This is a genomic window from Streptomyces sp. AK02-01A (genome assembly GCF_033795305.1).
Taxonomy (GTDB): Bacteria; Actinomycetota; Actinomycetes; order Streptomycetales; family Streptomycetaceae; genus Streptomyces.
Genome location: NZ_JARBAE010000042.1, coordinates 1 through 16,930, shown reverse-complemented (window position 1 = coordinate 16,930; position 16,930 = coordinate 1). Strand labels below are relative to the sequence as shown.

General features: G+C 71.4%; 15 protein-coding genes and 1 pseudogene. 10 read left to right on the top strand and 6 right to left on the bottom strand.

The window, feature by feature from the left end:
• Positions 1-693, top strand: a complete 693-nt coding sequence (locus tag PV679_RS29005) for a metal-dependent transcriptional regulator (protein ID WP_319683453.1) — start codon at positions 1-3, stop codon at positions 691-693.
• Between the two features lie 776 nt (positions 694-1,469).
• Entirely contained in the window at positions 1,470-2,333 is an 864-nt protein-coding gene (locus tag PV679_RS29000) for an alpha/beta hydrolase (RefSeq protein ID WP_319683452.1), read from the top strand.
• A 20-nt stretch (positions 2,334-2,353) separates the two neighbouring features.
• On the opposite strand, the gene PV679_RS28995 is transcribed toward PV679_RS29000, so the two are convergent.
• From PV679_RS28995 to PV679_RS28985, 3 genes are all read right to left on the bottom strand, one after another.
• The gene (locus PV679_RS28995) at positions 2,354-3,958 is read right to left on the bottom strand and encodes a transporter (RefSeq protein WP_319683509.1); all 1,605 of its coding nucleotides are present in this window, start codon (positions 3,956-3,958) and stop codon (positions 2,354-2,356) included.
• 65 nt (positions 3,959-4,023) lie between these two features.
• Positions 4,024-4,866, bottom strand: coding sequence for an ABC transporter ATP-binding protein (locus tag PV679_RS28990; RefSeq protein WP_319683450.1), 843 nt, complete (start codon positions 4,864-4,866; stop codon positions 4,024-4,026).
• A 110-nt stretch (positions 4,867-4,976) separates the two neighbouring features.
• Positions 4,977-5,690 carry a bifunctional DNA primase/polymerase gene (locus tag PV679_RS28985; protein WP_319683508.1) on the bottom strand — a complete coding sequence of 238 codons (714 nt, stop codon included), beginning with the start codon at positions 5,688-5,690 and terminating at the stop codon, positions 4,977-4,979.
• 296 nt (positions 5,691-5,986) lie between these two features.
• Between PV679_RS28985 and PV679_RS28980 the strand changes: the two genes are divergently transcribed.
• Together PV679_RS28980 and PV679_RS28975 are read left to right on the top strand one after the other, a co-directional pair.
• On the top strand, positions 5,987-7,369 hold the full coding sequence (locus PV679_RS28980; protein ID WP_319683449.1) for a transcriptional regulator: 1,383 nt from the start codon (positions 5,987-5,989) through the stop codon (positions 7,367-7,369).
• A 284-nt stretch (positions 7,370-7,653) separates the two neighbouring features.
• A complete protein-coding gene (locus tag PV679_RS28975) occupies positions 7,654-9,213 on the top strand; it encodes a hypothetical protein (RefSeq protein WP_319683448.1) in 1,560 nt (519 codons plus the stop codon).
• A gap of 149 nt (positions 9,214-9,362) precedes the next feature.
• Here PV679_RS28975 and PV679_RS28970 read toward each other — a convergent pair whose 3' ends face one another.
• On the bottom strand, positions 9,363-10,640 hold the full coding sequence (locus PV679_RS28970) for an ABC transporter substrate-binding protein (RefSeq protein ID WP_319683507.1): 1,278 nt from the start codon (positions 10,638-10,640) through the stop codon (positions 9,363-9,365).
• Between the two features lie 172 nt (positions 10,641-10,812).
• Here PV679_RS28970 and PV679_RS28965 point away from each other — a divergent pair, with 172 nt between their 5' ends.
• The gene (locus PV679_RS28965) at positions 10,813-11,259 is read left to right on the top strand and encodes an SCO4402 family protein (RefSeq protein ID WP_319683506.1); all 447 of its coding nucleotides are present in this window, start codon (positions 10,813-10,815) and stop codon (positions 11,257-11,259) included.
• Between the two features lie 140 nt (positions 11,260-11,399).
• Positions 11,400-12,287 (top strand): formyltetrahydrofolate deformylase, encoded by an 888-nt coding sequence (gene purU, locus PV679_RS28960; protein ID WP_319683505.1) that lies wholly within the window; start codon positions 11,400-11,402, stop codon positions 12,285-12,287.
• 48 nt (positions 12,288-12,335) lie between these two features.
• Here purU and PV679_RS28955 read toward each other — a convergent pair whose 3' ends face one another.
• Both PV679_RS28955 and PV679_RS28950 read right to left on the bottom strand, forming a co-directional pair.
• Positions 12,336-13,658, bottom strand: coding sequence for a maleylpyruvate isomerase N-terminal domain-containing protein (locus PV679_RS28955; protein WP_416069830.1), 1,323 nt, complete (start codon positions 13,656-13,658; stop codon positions 12,336-12,338).
• Complete coding sequence (locus tag PV679_RS28950; RefSeq protein WP_319683445.1) at positions 13,628-14,209, bottom strand: sigma-70 family RNA polymerase sigma factor; 582 nt, start codon at positions 14,207-14,209, stop codon at positions 13,628-13,630. Before PV679_RS28950 ends, PV679_RS28955 begins: the two co-directional genes overlap by 31 nt.
• 271 nt (positions 14,210-14,480) lie before the next feature.
• Between PV679_RS28950 and PV679_RS28945 the strand changes: the two genes are divergently transcribed.
• The 4 genes and pseudogenes from PV679_RS28945 to PV679_RS28930 form a co-directional block, all read left to right on the top strand.
• Positions 14,481-14,852 carry an STAS domain-containing protein gene (locus tag PV679_RS28945; protein ID WP_416069829.1) on the top strand — a complete coding sequence of 124 codons (372 nt, stop codon included), beginning with the start codon at positions 14,481-14,483 and terminating at the stop codon, positions 14,850-14,852.
• 86 nt (positions 14,853-14,938) lie between these two features.
• Complete coding sequence (locus tag PV679_RS28940) at positions 14,939-15,451, top strand: EF-hand domain-containing protein (RefSeq protein ID WP_319683442.1); 513 nt, start codon at positions 14,939-14,941, stop codon at positions 15,449-15,451.
• A gap of 589 nt (positions 15,452-16,040) precedes the next feature.
• Entirely contained in the window at positions 16,041-16,514 is a 474-nt protein-coding gene (locus tag PV679_RS28935) for an ATP-binding protein (protein ID WP_319683441.1), read from the top strand.
• 22 nt (positions 16,515-16,536) lie between these two features.
• Positions 16,537-16,710: pseudogene (locus PV679_RS28930) on the top strand (ABC transporter ATP-binding protein); the annotation flags it as partial.
• Positions 16,711-16,930 lie beyond the last annotated feature (220 nt).

The window sequence follows — 16,930 nt, the reverse complement described above, 5'->3', positions numbered from 1 at the left end:
ATGTCCGGACTGATCGACACGACGGAGATGTACCTCCGCACCATCCTTGAGCTCGAAGAGGAAGGCGTGGTCCCGATGCGCGCCCGGATCGCGGAGCGGCTGGACCAGAGCGGGCCGACCGTCAGCCAGACCGTGGCCCGGATGGAGCGCGACGGTCTGGTGCAGGTCGCGGGCGACCGGCATCTGGAGCTGACAGAGGAAGGGCGCAGGCTGGCGACACGCGTCATGCGCAAGCACCGGCTCGCCGAGTGTCTCCTGGTCGATGTGATCGGCCTGGAGTGGGAGCAGGTGCACGCCGAGGCGTGCCGCTGGGAGCATGTGATGAGCGAGGCGGTGGAGCGGCGGGTGCTGGAGCTGCTGCGCCATCCGACGGAGTCGCCGTACGGCAACCCGATCCCGGGGCTGGAGGAGCTGGGCGAGAAGGCGGAGGCCGACCCGTTCCTCGACGCCGGGCTGGTGAGCCTGTCCGAGCTGGATCCGGGCTCGGAGGGCAAGACGGTGGTGGTGCGGCGGATCGGCGAGCCGATCCAGACCGACGCCCAGCTCATGTACACACTGCGGCGCGCGGGCGTGCAGCCCGGGTCCGTGGTGAGTGTCACGGAGTCGGCCGGCGGGGTGCTGGTCGGAAGCAGCGGCGAGGCGGCGGAGCTGAACGCCGAGGTCGCGTCGCACGTCTTTGTGGCCAAGCGCTGATCCCTGGCTGAGCGCTGATCTCCGGCCGGGCGCCGCTGTCCGGCCGGGCGCTGATTCCTGGTGAATGGTGAAGCGCTGAGCGACGGGCGGTGCGGCTCCGGCGCTGTGCGGGGCCCGGGTCCGGAGGTCAGGACGGGCGGTCCGCGGAGCGTGGGACCACGGAGGAGGCCGCGTCCGGAGTGAGCGTGCCTTCCGGGCGGAACGGCCCCGGCCGGGGTGCGTCGCGTGCCAGGCTGGTGCTGAGGCGTATGACCTGAAACGTCGGCCGGGCTCCCGAGCCCACCGGGGGAGGGGGCCGGCCATGCTCCTGCGCGGCTGTACGCACTGTCTGTCGCTCGCGGGAAACGACCCGCGGTGCCCGAGCGGGCCCTTTCCTCCGTGCGGGCCCGGCCGCTCGCGGCGGGCCGGCTCGCCGCGCCGCCCTCCGCGGCCTCTTCCGCCGCCGTACGCCTCGCACGAGGAAGGCTCCGGTGCCTCGCGGCACCGGAGCCGGTCCTCCCCTTTGCTGACCCGGAGCCCCGAGCTCCCAGGGTCAGTCCCCTCGGACCGTCATCCCCGAGCGGTCCGCCTCCCGGAGAAGATCTCCCCTCGGTCGCGTGTGGCAATCCTTGTGAGTGGTCACTCGAACGAGCGGTGTTACGCGCGGAAAGCAGGTTTTCGAATAAAGGTTCGATAGTCTGGTGTGGCCGGATGCACCGGAACCGACTCCAGCGGAATCCGGCCCGGCCACTCAGGACCGACTCGACCACTCAGGACCGAAGGGGGTGCCGGGACACATGACGCGGTGCGTTGAGGTGACCGGAGCGGACGGCATACGTCTCGCTGCCTGGGAATTCGCCGATCCGTCCAGGCGGAGCGGGCAGACGGAGCGGCCCTCCGGCGTCCTTCTGCTGCACGGGCTCATGGGCCGGGCCTCGCACTGGGCTCCGGTGGCGCACCGGCTCGCCGAGCGGCACCGGGTGGTCGCGCTCGACCAGCGAGGTCATGGCGCCAGCGACAAACCGGCGGAGGGGCCGTACACCCGAGAGGCGTATGTCGCCGACGCGGAGGCCGCGGTCGAACAGCTCGGACTGGCGCCCGTGACACTCGTCGGCCACGCGATGGGCGCGCTCACCGCCTGGCAGCTCGCCGCCAAGCGGCCCGATCTGGTCCGGGCCCTGGTCATCCACGACATGCGGGCGTCGGCGCTGGGCGCGGCGTCCCAGCGCGAGTGGGAGGACTGGTTCCGCACCTGGCCCGTCCCGTTCGCGACGCTCGCCGAGGTGCGGAAGTGGTTCGGCGAGGACGATCCCTGGACCGAGCGGCCCACTCCGGCGCGCGGCGAGTTCTTCGCCGAGGTGATGGAGGAGCACGCGGACGGCTGGCGCCCGGTCTTCTCGCGCCGCCGGATGCTGACGTCCCGGGCGACCTGGGTCCACGACGCGCACTGGGAGGAGCTGGCCCAGGTCGAGTGCCCCACCCTGGTCGTCCGGGGCGTCGACGGAAAGCTGGGCCGCGCGGAGGCCCAGGAAATGGTCAGAGTCCTGCCGCGCGGCCAGTACGCGGAGGTGACCGACGCGGGCCACCTCGCGCACTACGACCAGCCGGAGGCGTGGAGAGCGGCGATCGAGCCGTTCCTGGACGGCGTGCTGACGTCCTGAGCGCGACGGGCTCTCCGGCGTCAGCCCTTGCTGACCGCGGCCAGGATCTCCGGCAGGCGCCGCGCGACCTGCGGCGCCGCCAGCCGCAGACCGGCCGCGGTGAGCAGGGCGCCGTACACCGTGCCGACCGGAAGCAGCAGCCAGGACCAGTCGTCGGCGCCGGAGAGATGGAGCCAGACCGTCAGCACGATCAGCGGCGCGCACAGCAGGGCCGCGCTCACCATGCCGCCGAGGACCGAGATCCAGGCGAGACCGGCCTGTCCCGGTGCGACGTTCTTGTACGCGCTGTCCTGCGGGATCGAGTACGGGAAGCGCGCCGAGGCCACCGCGCCGGTCGCCAGCATCGCGCCGAGCAGCGCGAAGGACAGCCCGAGCCCTTCCGGCAGCGCGCGCCAGCGGCCCAGTACGGCCGCCGTGAGGACGGTGACCAGCGCCGCGTACGGCAGGGTGATCACCAGCAGAGCCGCCGCCCGCGCGCGCAGTTCGAGATGGGCGTCCCGGGTCGTGGAGATCGTCTGGGCCACCATCCAGAAGGCGGAGGTGTCCTGGCCGAACTGGTTGTACATCTGGATGCCGAGCATGCCGGCCGCGAAGCACGCGACGTAGATCGTCCCGTTCCCCTGGAGCGCGTTGAACAGCGGCACGATCAGGCCGACGGCCAGCGAGGTCACCCACGCCGCCTTTGTCTTCGGGTCACGCCACACATAGCGCAGACTGCGCCGCATCACCGTGCCCGTACGTCCCTCGGGCAGCAGCCGGTCCAGGCCCGACGCCGACTCCTTGCGGGTCGGTTCCGCCGCTCCGAGCGTCGAGCCGTCCGGCGCGGTCATCAGCTTCACCAGCGACCGCTGCCACGCGTACAGCAGCGCCGCCAACGCGGCCACGGACAGCAGCAGTTGCAGCACGGCCCGGCCGTACGCGCCCTCGCTCGCCGACTCCACCGCGCCGATCGCCGACGCCGGCGGCAGCCACCGTACGACCCGCGCCGCCGGGACGAGCTCCGCGAGCCCGCCCGCGACGCCGAGCCGCTGCACACCGAAGTTGACGACCTGGACGCCCACCGCGACCACCAGCCCGCTCAGGACGGCCAGATCGCGGCCCTTGCGTGAGCTCAGCAGCCGGACATTGGCCGTCGCGACGGCCCGCGCCAGCGCCACACACACCAGCAGGACCAGCGGTACGGCGATCACCGCGACGATCACGGACGCCACGCCGTGCGCCGTCGCCACCGCGGAACCGACCAGCAGACAGAGCGTGAACAGCGGGCCGATGCCCACCAGCGACGCCACGAGCAGCGCCCCGATCAGCGGGCGCGGCCGCAGCGGCAGCATCACCAGCCGGGTCGGGTCCAGTGTCTCGTCACCGCTGGGAAAGAACAGCGGCATCACGGTCCAGCCCAGCGCGAACACGGCGCTCAGCAGCACGATCAGCGCTCCCGCGTGATCGGTTCCGCGCAGCAGGACCAGACCGAGGAACTGGCCGGCCGCGATGAGCAGTGTGACGGCCACGGACGCGATGTACGCGGCTGTACGGCCCGACGACTGCCGCAGCCCGTTGCGCAGCAGAGAGAGCTTCAGCGATACGAAGACAGGCGTCAGCGTGGCGGTATCGGCGACGGGCGTCAGCGTGGCGGTACCGGCGGCCGTGCCCGCGCCGGGGCCGGTGTCCGCGGAGGTGTCCGGGGCCGTGTTCACCGGGCGCCACCGAGCCAGTCCAGGGATTCGCCGGTGTCGCGGCCCTGAGCGCCGACCAGCTCCAGGAAGGCGTTCTGCAGCGAGGTCGCCTCGCCGCGTACCTCCGCGAGCGTGCCCTGCGCGCGGATACGGCCCGCCGCCATCACCGCGACCCAGTCGCACAGCGACTCGACCAGTTCCATCACATGGCTGGAGAAGACGACGGTCGCGCCGGAGCCCGTATAGCGCTCCAGCACTCCCCGGATCGTCTGCGCGGACACCGGGTCGACTCCCTCGAACGGCTCGTCCAGGAAGAGCACTTCGGGGTTGTGCAGAAGAGCCGCGGCGAGCCCGATCTTCTTCCGCATACCGGTCGAGTAGTCGACGACCAGCTTGTGCTGGGCGCCCGCCAGGTCCAGTACGTCGAGGAGCTGTGTGGCCCGCTTGTCGACCTCGGCGCCGGGCAGCCCCCGCAACCGTCCGGTGTAGCCGAGGAGTTCACGTCCGGAGAGCCGTTCGAAGAGGCGCAGTCCTTCCGGCAGGACACCGATCCGCGCCTTGACCTCGGTGGGGTCCCGCCAGACGTCGTGTCCGGCGACCAGCACCCGCCCGTGGTCGGGCCGCAGCAGGCCGGTCACCATGGACAGAGTGGTCGTCTTGCCCGCGCCGTTCGGCCCGACCAGACCGATGAACTGGCCCGCGGGCAGCTCAAAATCGATGCCGGCGACAGCGATCTGCTCACCGAAGCGCTTCCACAGCCCTTCGACGCGCACGGCGGGCGCGGCCCGCGCCGGCGTGCCGGCCGGTATCCGGCCCACCGTCTCCTGGTCCGGCTTCCTGTCCCCTGCCTGGTCCGGCATGCGCACTGCCTTTCGGTGTCCCGTCGTGTCCCGTTCGGTCAGGCCCTGCCCGGCACGGCGCCGGACAGAACCTACGCGGACCACCTTATGTACGGCGGGTCCGGACGGCCTCAGGTACGGCGGATCCGGGACAGCGCCGAGATGTGCCGGGTCCGCGCCGCGACGGCGTCCCGTCCGCACGCGTACGCCAGCGGGCTGATCAGCTCGTCCGCGCCCGGCAGCCAGCGGTTCGCGGGTGTGGGCCGGCGGACCCACTGCACCGCGCCGCTCTTGCCGATCCGCGTCGGCGGCGCCGCCACATAGTGCCCCTCGCCACGCGCGAACAGATCGAGCGCCATGGGAGTCCAGCCGAGCCGCCGCAGCAGACCGCCGACCTTCGGCGCTCCGCCGGGCAGCACGAAGAACAGCATCCGCCGGTTCGGAGTGCAGGCCACCGGGCCGAGCGCCATCCGCATCCGCTCCATCCGGGCCAGCGCCAGAAAGCCCGCCGACTCCGGTACGTCGAGCGCGTCGAAGGCGCGTCCCGTCGGCAGCAGAATCGACGCCCGGGGATGCCTCGACCAGAGCACGCGCGCCGTGTCGCCGCTGCCGGTCGCGTGCGACGCCCAGTCGGACCTGGCCGCGTGGGCTCCCGGCAGCGCGCAGTCGGACCGGCCGCACGAGCACACCTCTCCGCCCTCCACCGGCTCCAGCCAGGTGCCGGGGAAAACGTCCCAGTGCCGTTCTTCCGTGTACCGCACAGCGCTCTCCAGCAGCAGGGAACCTCGCTGCCTGGGGATGCGCGCGGCCTCCGTGACTCCGATGGTCTCTTCCACGAACAGCACAACTCCCGCCGCCACCACGGGTTACGGGGTCCCGGCGCCGCACGGCGGGCCCGGTTCCGGCATACGGGGCGCACGGATGCATGGACGGGGGCGCGCACGAACGGGTAACGCGGTTAGCGGGTAGCCACCCTCGGGGGTCCGACACGATGTGGACAGCGCGCGGCCCAACCCGGCCGCGCCGAACGTCACTTCCGAAAAAACCTCGAATACTTCAGTTGTCGCCGAACATGCGCATTCTTCGTATATCTGCCGGGCAGTGATCACTGAGCTGATTACTGCGGCCACAGGGGGTTCCATTGGCAGCCAGGCCTCTCGTCGCGCGCCAGCCGAATGAACGGCTCCAGGCGCTCATCCAGGAAGCCGGGTGTTCCAACGCCGGGCTCGCCCGACGAGTCAACATGGTGGGGGCGGAGCGAGGGCTCGACCTGCGCTACGACAAGACATCGGTGGCGCGCTGGCTGCGCGGACAGCAGCCGCGCGGCCGCGCTCCGGGCATCATCGCCGAGGCGCTGGGCCGAAAACTGAGCCGTACGGTCACGATCGACGAGATCGGTATGGCCAATGGCAAGAATCTGGCCTCGGGCGTCGGCCTGCAGTTCTCGCCGACCGTCGTCGGCGCGATCGAGCAGGTCTGCGAGTTGTGGCGCAGCGACGTGGGCCGCCGGGACTTCCTGTCCGGCTCCGCGGTGGCGTCCTCCGCGCTGGTCGAACCCAGCAGGGACTGGCTGATCACGGGCACCGATCCGGCCGTCGCGCGCAACTCCGGCGCCAAGGTGGGTGATTCGGACGTCGAGGCGGTCCGGGCCATGACACAGGCGCTCATCGAGCTGGACCACCGCTTCGGCAGCGGCCATGTCCGGCCCGTCGTCGTCCACTATCTGAACAGCGTGGTGGCGGGGCTCCTTTCGGGCTCCTACCGCGAATCGGTCGGCCGGCGGCTCTTCGCCGCCGTCTCCCGGCTGACCGAGCTGGCCGGCTACATGGCGGTCGACACCGGCCAGCCCGGTCTCGCCCAGCGCTACTACATCCAGGCGCTCCGGCTGGCCCAGGCGGCGGGCGACCGCGGCTACGGCGGTTATGTGCTGGCCGCGTCCATGAGCCATCTCGCGGCGCAGCTCGGAAACCCGCGCGAGATCGCCCAGTTGGCCCGCGCGGCGCAGGAAGGAGCGCGCGGACAGGTGCCGCCGCGCGCGCAGTCCATGTTCTACGCGGCGGAGGCCCGAGGACACGCGCTGCTGGGCGACACACGTACCTGCGAGGCGGTGGTGGGCAACGCGATCACCGCTCTGGAGCAGGCGGGTGACGACTCGGACGGCGACCCGGACTGGATCGCTCACTTCGACCACGCGTATCTCTACGACGAACTGGCCCATTGCTACCGGGATCTGGGACGGGCCGAGGAGGCGGGCCGGTATGCCGCCGAGTCTCTGGAGGGCCATCCCGAGTCCCGGGCGCGGCGGCGGGCGATCGGTCTGGTCCTGCTGGCCACGGCCCAGGTCCAGCAGCGCGAGGTGGAGCAGGCCTGCCACACCGGCACGCGCGCGCTGGAGCTGCTCGGTACGCTGCGCTCCAGCCGTGGCGCGGAGTATCTCGACGATTTCCAGCACCGGCTTGAGCCCTATGCCGACGAGCCCGCGGTGCGCGAGTTCGGCGCGCGGCTGGAGATCCAGGCGGCGTGACGGAAGCGCGGCGGGAGAGTGTCGGACGGGTGGCCGCCGGGTGACGGGTGTGTGGCGGGTGCGGGCGGCCGGGTGAGAGCTCCGTGTCGGCACCGTGGCAGCTCCGTGTGGACCCTGCGGACGGTGACCGAGTACGGCCTGGAAAGGGCGAATTCGGGCCCTATGGCAGCGTCTTGAGAGGGCGGGCAGTCACTGGATCGACGCGCGTGGCAGAGGCCGCGATTCACCCGGTAGCGTGAGCCGATGATTCCGTAGGTCCACACGTTCCACACGTAGGAGTCCCGGTGACGCACAGCGGACAAGGGGATGAGCGGCGGCACGCCGCTCGGCCCGCGCACGAAGGCGTCGTGCTGCCCGGCGACGGCAGCGAGCCCTGGATCCCGGGCGCGGCCGCGGACCAGGCCGCGCCGACGGGCGGGCAGCCGTGGGGACAGCCCTGGGGCCCGCAGGACGGCCATCAGGAGCGGGCCGGGTACGACGCCTCCCAGGGCGGCGCTCCGGGGTCGTACGGCTCCCAGAGCGGCGGTCAGTCGTACGGACAGCCGGAGGCCGGTCCGTCGTACGGGCAGCCGGAGGGCGGTCAGTCGTACGGCGCTCCGCTTCCGCCGGCACAGGGTCAGCCGTACCAGCACGGCGGGCAGTTCCACCAGAGCGACCAGTTCTCACAGGGGCAGCCGCTGCCGGCGGAGGCGCCGCTGCCGGGCAGCGCGGACGCCACGCAGTATCTGCCGCCCGTGCCCGCCATGGGAGACGCGGACGCCACGCAGTACATCGCGCCGGTCCCGCACGGCCCCGGCCAGGGACACGGCCCCGGCATGCCGCCGCCGGAGAGCGCCGCGGAGGCCACGCAGTTCCTGCCGTCGGCCCTGTCGGCACCGCAGGGCACGGACGCGGACGCCACGCAGTACATCGCCCCGATCCCCGCCCAGGACGCCCCGGCCGCGCCTCCCGGCGCGCCGTTCGGCATCAGGCCCGGCGCGCCGGGCGAGCGTCAGCCACCGGCGGAGTTCGACAGCCTCTTCCGTACGGACGGGCCCGGCGGGCCGGGCCAGGGCGGGGCCTCGACGCAGCAGCTCCCTCAGTTCGACGCGGGCCGCGCTCCGCAGCCGTACCGGCAGCAGCCCGCCGCGCCGTACGAACCGCAGCAGCGTGCCGCGTACGCTCCGCCGGGACGGGCGCCTCAGGAGCCGCAGGGCCGGGCCGGCGGCCGCCGCAAGTCCTCGCGCCTGCCGCTGATCGCCGGTGTCGTCGTCGGCTGCGCCGTCCTCGGCCTGGGCGCCGGAGCGCTGATGAGCGGTGGTGACGACACCTCGCCGGCAGACGACAGCGCGGCGGTGGCGTCGGCGAGTTCCCAGGCCGCTGAGCCTCCGGCGGACGGCGCGGCCGATCCGGCGAAGCCGCAGGCCGAGGCGCTCGACAAGCTGCTCGCCGACAGCAACAGCAGCCGCGCGGCCGTCATCCGCGCGGTGAACGACATCAAGACCTGCCAGAACCTGGACCAGGCGGCCACCGATCTGCGAGGCGCCGCCGAGCAGCGGCGCGGACTGGTGACCAAGCTGAAGGACCTGACCATCGATCAACTGCCGGGCAACGGTGAGCTGGCGTCCTCGCTCACCGACGCGTGGCAGGCGTCCGCGTCGGCGGACGATCACTACGCGCAGTGGGCGGACCAGGCCAAGAGCCGCAAGGTCTGCAAGGACGGCCACGTGCGGCGGACCCAGCAGGCGGCCCAGGGCGACCGGGCGAGCGGTGAGGCCACGGCGGCGAAGAAGAAGGCGTCGGGGCTGTGGAACGGCATCGCGACGAAGTACGGGCTGTCGCAGCGGGACCAGACGCAGCTCTAGCGCCTGTTGCGAAAGTCCTGCCCGGCCCGCCGGGCGGACGGCGCTGCTTTCGCGACACGCTCCGGTCCGGTGGAGCAGTGGCGGCGCCTGCCCGGAGAGCCGGGCAGGCGTACGGGCAGGGGCCGGCCGCGGCGTGGCCGTGTCGTCCGTCAAGAGGCGGAAGGAGAGCTTCCCAGGGTCTGGCCCACGTCGACGAACCCCTCCTTCTGCGCCACCAGCCGTCCTTCGCGGACCACCTGGAACGTCACATCGCGGTTGATGATCCGCGGGAATCCCGGCGCACCGAGCATGTCCTCGTAGCGCCAGCGCAGCGGCGGTGTGAGGCCGCCGGTGTCCACCTGGACACCGCGGTCGAGGGCGTCCGCGATCTTTCCGGGCGTGATCACGTCGTCGTTGAGCGCCTCGACGACCGCCTTGAGCGCGGTGTAGGCGATCCAGGTCGTCTGCACTCCGGGGTCGGCCGGATCGATGTTGTTGTCTCCGAAGGCATGCCCCTTGATCACGTTGCGCATGGGCTGCCACGCCGGGTCGGTCGCCACCGGATACCAGCCGGTGAGATACGCGCCTTCGAACGGGCCTTCCTTGCCGCCCGTGCGGTCGATCAGCGGCTGGCCGACGCTGCCGAGCACCGAGGAGACCCTGATGTCCCGGTCGTCCTCGGGCAGGCGGCGGTAGGAGTCGAAGAAGGTCTCCGTGCGGTCGCCGAGCACCGCCGTGACACAGCCGCCGTCCTCGGCGTGCTCGCGCGCCTGTTCGGCCGCGCTGGTGTAGTCCGTGGCGTCCTCCGCCGCGCGGATGTCGGCGGCGTCTGCGCGGCGGCCCTGCTTCAGGCCGGAGTCCAGCAGCTCGGGAAGGTCGTCGCCGGTGACGGTGTCGGGCCGGACCAGCGAGGTCCGGTCGCAGTCGCGCGCGAGCTGTCTGCCGTTGCCCGCGAGGAGAGTCGCCTGACCGCCGTTGACGGGATACGAGAGAAAGCTGGTGAACTCCTCCTCCGTGACGCCGTAGCCGCCCAGATAAGGGACGGACGCGGCCTCCAGCGGCGCCATGAACTGCCGGCCGTGCTGGCTGTACGACCCGACGACGGCGACGGCGTGCTCCTTGACGGCCCGGCGCGCACAGGCGGCGGCGCCCGCGGACTCATTGCGCTCGTCACAGGTCAGGACGCGCAGCTCATGGCCGTCGATACCGCCGGACTCGTTGACCCAGCGCGCGTACGTCTTCGCCATGGCCGGCATCCCGGGCATGTTCGTGGCATTGGTGCCGACCGGCGCCCAGGTCATGACGGTGATGGGCTCCCTGCCTCCCGGAGTGCCGGGAAGGACGCCGCAGCCGGCGAGGAGCGAGACTCCGGTCACCGCCGCACCCAGGGCGCGCGCCGCACCGGCGTGGAAGGGGCGGGAAGAGGGGTTGCGTCGCCAACCGGTCATAGCCATGCAGACTTCCGTGTCCCGGTAACGAAAGAGGGGGCACGATTCAACAGTCAGTGATGCCGAGGTGAATTCCGGGGGCACGAAGGGGCGCGGCGGAGCGGACCGTAGAGTCGGGACTGTGCAGCAAGGTTCCGAGAACTCTTCCCGTCGTGCCCGTCGCTCCTCCACCATGGGCGGCATGCCGCTCAATGACATGCCGTGGTGGCGCTGGCGCAGCAATGTGCGCTCGGCGCTGCACATGCTTTCCGATCCCGTCTTCCACCAGGAGTACTGGCTGGCCGGCCGCGAGGGGTACGGCGACGTCACCGACGCCGTGTACCGGCTGGTCGAGGACACCTGGCTGGACAACTGGTCCGCCGAGAAGTACGTCGGCACGATATTCCGCGACTCCGGTGAGGCCGCGCTCGTCGACCTCGCCGTGCTGCGGGTGCTGCGGATCATGCACCAGGTCGGCGCGGACGCGCCCGTCTCGGCCTATCTGGAGCACCATGGCTGGCCGGAGGCGGTGCGGGCGACCCGCGAGGCGCACGTACGGCTGGCGACGAGCGACGGCGACGACCCCGATGCGGTGCCGCAGTCGCTGGACGTCCTGCGGATCGTGACGCGCTCCGCCTGACGCCGGCGGCCGGTGCGCATGACGGCCTGGGCGCCTGACGGCCGGGACGAATGACGGCGAATGTCCGCGTGCCGGCGGAATCCGGACCTCGCGTGACGGATGTGGGATCCTCTGGGGTCATGAGCACCGCCTCGCGGCCGATGCCGCAGCCGACCTCGCAGGGGCCTTCCGCCGTCCCGTCCGACCAGTACGTCCTGACGCTGTCCTGCCCGGACAAGCAGGGGATCGTGCACGCCGTGTCGAGCTATCTCTTCATGACCGGCTGCAATATCGAGGACAGTCAGCAGTTCGGAGACCATGACACCGGTCTCTTCTTCATGCGTGTGCACTTCTCGGCGGACGCTCCGGTGACCGTGGAGAAGCTGCGGGCGAGCTTCGCCGCCATCGGTGACGCCTTCCGGATGGACTGGGAGATCCACCGCGCGGAGCAGCGGATGCGGATCGTCCTGATGGTCAGCAAGTTCGGCCACTGCCTGAACGATCTGCTGTTCCGGGCCTCCACCGGCGCGCTGCCGGTGGACATCGTGGCGGTCGTCTCGAACCACACGGACTTCGCCGAGCTGGTCGACTCGTACGGCATTCCCTTCCACCACATCCCGGTGACCAGGGACACCAAGGCCGCCGCGGAGGCGGAGCTGCTGGAACTGGTCCGCGCGGAGCAGGTCGAGCTGGTGGTGCTGGCCCGCTACATGCAGGTCATCTCGGACGATCTGTGCAAGCAGCTCAACGGCCGGATCATCAATATCCACCACTCCTTCCTGCCGAGCTTCAAGGGCGCCAAGCCGTACCACCAGGCGCATGCGCGCGGAGTGAAGCTCATCGGTGCGACGGCGCACTATGTGACGGCCGAACTCGACGAGGGCCCGATCATCGAGCAGGAGGTCGAGCGCGTCGGCCATCACGTCACACCGGAGGGGCTGGTGGCGATCGGCCGGGACGTGGAGTGCCGGGCGCTGGCGCGCGCGGTGAAGTGGCACGCGGAGCACCGGATTCTGCTCAACGGCCACCGCACGGTGGTCTTCGGCTGACTCTGCCGGGCCGGATCCGCGTCTTTCCGTGCGGCCGGGAGGCACCGCTCAGAGTCTGCTCATCGCCGCCGCCGCGAACAGGACGTCCCTGATCGCCTCCCGGTCGCCGTCCTGGCCCGCCGCCGCTTCCTCCGGCGAGACATGGCCGGCCACGAGCCGGCAGAACTCGACGCCGTCCAGAGCGACCAGGGCCACGGAACGCTCGGGAGAGCCGATCGCCGCCGGTGAGTCCAGAGCGATGTACCAGTCGCCGCCGCCCGGCCCCTCGACCTCCAGATGCAGGGAGCGGCCGGGAGAGCCCGCCGTCACCAGATCCCTGGCCGGAGCGGCGAGGCCACTGCGGCGGCGGGCGGCGAGGGTGCCGGGAAGCAGCCGGGCCGCCAGACCGATCATCTGGTGCAGATGGGCGCCGGTGGGCGGGACATACGGATAGGCGACCGCCTCCGCGATGTCCGTGCCGTGCACCCAGCACTCGAAGGCGCGGTCGAGCAGCGCGTCGCGCAGCGGCAGGCCGAAGCCTCCGTACGAGACGGAGAGTTCGGCGACGCCGCGGCCGGCGAAGGACACCGTGCGGATGAGGTCATGGCTCTGCTCGCGCCAGGGCTCGCGGACGGTGCCGGTGGGCGGGACGGCCGCGGCGCGCCAGCAGTCCTCGGTCCGGTCGGCCGGCGCGGCCGGTGCGTCGGCGCCCAGCGGGTCGTCCCGACCGAGAGCGGCGCTGACCAGACCGTCGACCACCATGAGATGGGCGATGACGCCGGCGACCGTCGTCTTGCGGGACGTGGTCCGCTCGTCCTCGAACCACTTGAGCCGTACGGGCGCGTGCCACTCCGCGTCGCCGATGTCCCGCAGCAGCGCGTCGAGACGCGCGGTCTCGGCGTCGTACGGAGCGGCCCACTCGGGCAGCGGAATCCGCGGCGGTCGACGGCCGAGACAGTTCTCCAGGACCCGGGAACGCAGCGCCGGATCCAGATCCAGGGTCCGGTCGGCGTGCAGCAGTCCGACGGCGTCCCGCAGCCGGAGCGCCTCGTCCGCGCAGGCGGCGCATTCGGTGAGATGGGCCTCGACGAGAGCGGTCTCCTCCCTCGAACAGGCGGCGAGCGCCCAGGCGCCGAGCAGCGACGTGAGCACGGTGTGTGTCAGCGCCTCGCGGCCCGGGCCTGCGGCGTCCGTTCCGTTTGGGTCCGGACGCGTGTCCGGACGCGCGGCTGCCGCGGCTTCGTCGGCGCGCGGCGGCGGAGCCATGTCGTCGGGTGCCGACCTCGGTCCCGGTATGCGTGGAAAAGGCCGGTAATCATCGGGTTCGCGGCCGTCGTTGGGGCCGCTGCCGAAAGGACCGGTCACAGGGAGCGTCCGTTTCCCGGCGGCCAGGAGCCGTCCGGAGCTTGAGTGTTGGCCGTCGCGAGAAGCTGGAGCCCGAGCCGCAGCCGGCGTCGCGCCTCGTCCTCCGTGACGCCCAGGTCCGCCGCGGTCTGCCGGTAGTCCCGGCGCTGGAAGTACGCCAGCTCCAGTGCGTCCCACAGCGGTGTCGGCATCGACCGCACTATGTAGTCCGCGCGGGCCGCGGCCGATGCCTGACGCATCTTCTGGTCCAGTTCCTCCGCGGTGCCCTCGCCGCTCGTCTCGTACGCCTCCGACTCCGTCTGCCGGAGCCGCCGCACGGCCAGCCGGCGGGTGAGCCTGGCCAGCCAGGACCGCATCGAGCCCTCTTTGGGTTCGTACGCGTCCGGGTTCTCCCAGACATGGCCGAAGACTTCACGGGTGACGCGGTCCGCCTCCGCGTCGTCGTCGAGCACGCGGTGGGCCAGGCTGTGCACGAGCGACGCGAACCGGTCGTACAGCTCACCGAGCGCGGCCGCCTCGCCCCGCGCGAGCCGCTGCTGCATCCTGCGGTCCCAGCGAGGCGGTGCCTCCTTCGCCATGCGACCCCCAGCCCCTGTTCCGCCGCCTGTGCTGCCTGTCCGCCTTTGTCCACTGTCGTGTCGAAGCCTGCCGTCTTTCGAATGTAGTGGCAGGCGTCGACAACGCACGCCCCTTTGCCCAAGTGCGCCCCTGCCCACGCCGGACACGGTAAAGGAGCCGTCGCGGCGCGTACATATCGAGTTTGGTGTGAGCGGGCCTGGGCAGTCGCGACAACAAGGAAGGACACCTTCCGGATTCACGTCGGCACAAGAGAGGTCCGGGCGCGTGACGTTGCTGAAGCTGGACGAGTCCGAGCTGGGCCCGTGGACCGTGCTGCATGTCACCGGGGAACTGGACGTGATGACCTCGCCGGAGGTCCGGCAACGGGTCCACGACGCCGTCGCGGCCGGCCGTCACGAGATCGTGCTGGACCTCTCCGAGGTGTTCTTCTGCGACTCCAGCGGCGTCGGTGTGCTGATCGCCGCGCGCCGGCTGCTCCATTCCTGCCACGGCAGATTCCGGCTCGTCCTGCCGGCCCGGGGCGCTGAGGCGGGCTCACATGTCAACCGCGTCCTCGCGGCCCTCGGCGTGCGGCGGCTCTTCGAGGTCTATCCGGATGTTCTCGCGGCCGTGGACGACGAGGCTCAGCCTCTCTCCGCGTAACGCTGTCTCCGCGTCACGCGACCCCGCGCAGAGGAACTCCGTGTAACGGAACACGCATCGGGCCCCGGCCGTCGTACGCTCCCGGCATGGACAGCGCAGAGTACGAGGGCAAGATCGCCTCCCGGTTCGCGGCCTTCGACCAGGACGGCAGCGGCTATATCGACCGGGAGGACTTCAGCGGGGCGGCGGCGGCACTGCTCGCCGAGTTCGGTACGACCGCCCGTTCCGACAAGGGGCAGGCGCTTTACAGCGGGGCCGAGGCGTTCTGGCAGGGCATGGCCGGGATCGCGGATGTGGACGGCGACCAGCGGGTCAGCCGGCAGGAATTCGTCACGGGCGCCGTCAAGCGGCTGCGCGACAATCCGCAGCGCTTCGCGGAGATCGCCCGGCCCTTTCTGCGTGCGGCGATCGCCATCGCGGACGAGGACGGAGCCGGTGTGACGGCCGCGGCGGCCGAACGCGCCCTGCGTGTGCTGGGTGTCGGAGCGGAGGCGGCGGCCAAGGCCGCCGGAGATCTGGACACGGACGGCGACGGCAGGATCCACGAGGAAGAGATCCTGGCCGGTTTCGCCGCGTACTACGTGACACCCGAGCCCTGATCGCACCCGGGGCCGGAGGAGATCCGGCCCCGCACGCGTCTTTCCCCGCACCAGGAGGAGGTGCCGGCCCGGCACCTGGGCGATATATGAGGTAAGTCCGTTTGGTGGCGCGCATAGGCGCTCCTCCATGCTCCGCCGTGAGTGTCCCGGCGGGCAAGCTCTGGCCTTGGCGCTCTGATGCGTCACTGTGTGTGGTGAGAGTGTGACGTCGAGGCCGATACCGGGTTGTGTCCATACTGTGCGTCGTCACAGGCCGGAGTCGTCACTTTGCTCCGGTACGCTCCGTGGGGTGCGAGATGTTCCGATGCGCGACGGTCGCGGTGCTGCCAATGTGGCGGCTCCGGGAGCGAGAATGTGCGCCGCTCGCCCGGTACAACGGCGTCTTGTGCGCCTATGTTCGACTCCCCGCAGCGTGCGTCGCACAGTATGCACCACGCGTACTCCTTCGCGCTGGAATATGCCCGAAGCGCTTGTTGCGGTGACTGTACGTCAACCATGCTGTCTCGCAAGGACATCACGTTCTGTGATCCTGTTGAGGACCCTGTCGAGGCGCGAGGCGATGTGTCCGCCGGTTCGGATGGTGTGAGCGGTGCAGGTGCTTCAGGTTCAGTTGGAGGTCGGGCCCGACCCGGCGGAGGTGGGGCGAGCGCGGCGATGGGCCAGGTCGCGGCTGGCCGGTTCCGGTATAAACGACGACGAGCCGGTCGCCGAGACGCTGATCCTGCTCATCTCCGAGCTGGTCACCAATGCCGTGGTGCACACCGGCTGTCCGGCCGTGCTGCGGATGCTCTTCGGACTGGGAGCGGCCGAGGCCGGCACCGTACGGGTGGAGGTCGCCGACGCCAGCGCCTGTCCGCCGCGCCCGCGCCACGCTGACGGTCAGGACACCAACGGCCGCGGCCTGGAGCTGGTCGACGGGCTCGCCGACCGGTGGGGATGGCAGCCCGAGGGTGCGGGCAAACGCATCTGGTGCGAGGTCGACAGAGGTGCGCCGGGGGTCGCGCCGGGGGCGTATGAACCGACCTCCTACGAGCCCTCATGCGCTGTTCCGCGTCCGGCGTAGTGCGGATTGCGGCTCGGCGTCGGTCCTGGACGAGCCGACCAACCACCTCGACCTGCCGGCCATCGAACAGCTTGAGTCGGCGCTGGACTCCTACGACGGCACGCTGCTGCTGGTCACGCACGACCGCCGGATGCTGGACGCGGTCCGGACGACGCGCAGCCTGGACGTATCGGCGGGCAAGGGAACGGAGCTCTGACGGTGCGGGTCGCCTCCGGCGGGGGTTGCGGGCCTGTGCGGTCCGTTGCGGGCGCGGGCCGGTGGTGCGGGTCGCCTCCGGCGGGGGTTGCGGGCCTGTTTGGGCGGGGCCCGGTGGTGTGGTGCGGGTTGTCGCCGGGTGTCGTTCCGCGGTGGTGTCCTGGACTGCATGATTTACGGCGCGTGCGGCCCGGCAATCCAGTGACAGGCTGTCGAGCGCC

Excerpts from the sequence above, each read along its gene's own strand:
- PV679_RS29005 (WP_319683453.1), top strand. The coding sequence starts at position 1 with ATGTCCGGACTGATCGACACGACGGAGATGTACCTCCGCACCATCCTT.
- PV679_RS29000 (WP_319683452.1), top strand. The coding sequence starts at position 1,470 with ATGACGCGGTGCGTTGAGGTGACCGGAGCGGACGGCATACGTCTCGCT.
- PV679_RS28990 (WP_319683450.1), bottom strand. The coding sequence starts at position 4,866 with ATGCCGGACCAGGCAGGGGACAGGAAGCCGGACCAGGAGACGGTGGGC.
- PV679_RS28970 (WP_319683507.1), bottom strand. The coding sequence starts at position 10,640 with ATGACCGGTTGGCGACGCAACCCCTCTTCCCGCCCCTTCCACGCCGGT.
- PV679_RS28965 (WP_319683506.1), top strand. The coding sequence starts at position 10,813 with ATGGGCGGCATGCCGCTCAATGACATGCCGTGGTGGCGCTGGCGCAGC.
- purU (WP_319683505.1), top strand. The coding sequence starts at position 11,400 with ATGCCGCAGCCGACCTCGCAGGGGCCTTCCGCCGTCCCGTCCGACCAG.
- PV679_RS28950 (WP_319683445.1), bottom strand. The coding sequence starts at position 14,209 with ATGGCGAAGGAGGCACCGCCTCGCTGGGACCGCAGGATGCAGCAGCGG.
- PV679_RS28940 (WP_319683442.1), top strand. The coding sequence starts at position 14,939 with ATGGACAGCGCAGAGTACGAGGGCAAGATCGCCTCCCGGTTCGCGGCC.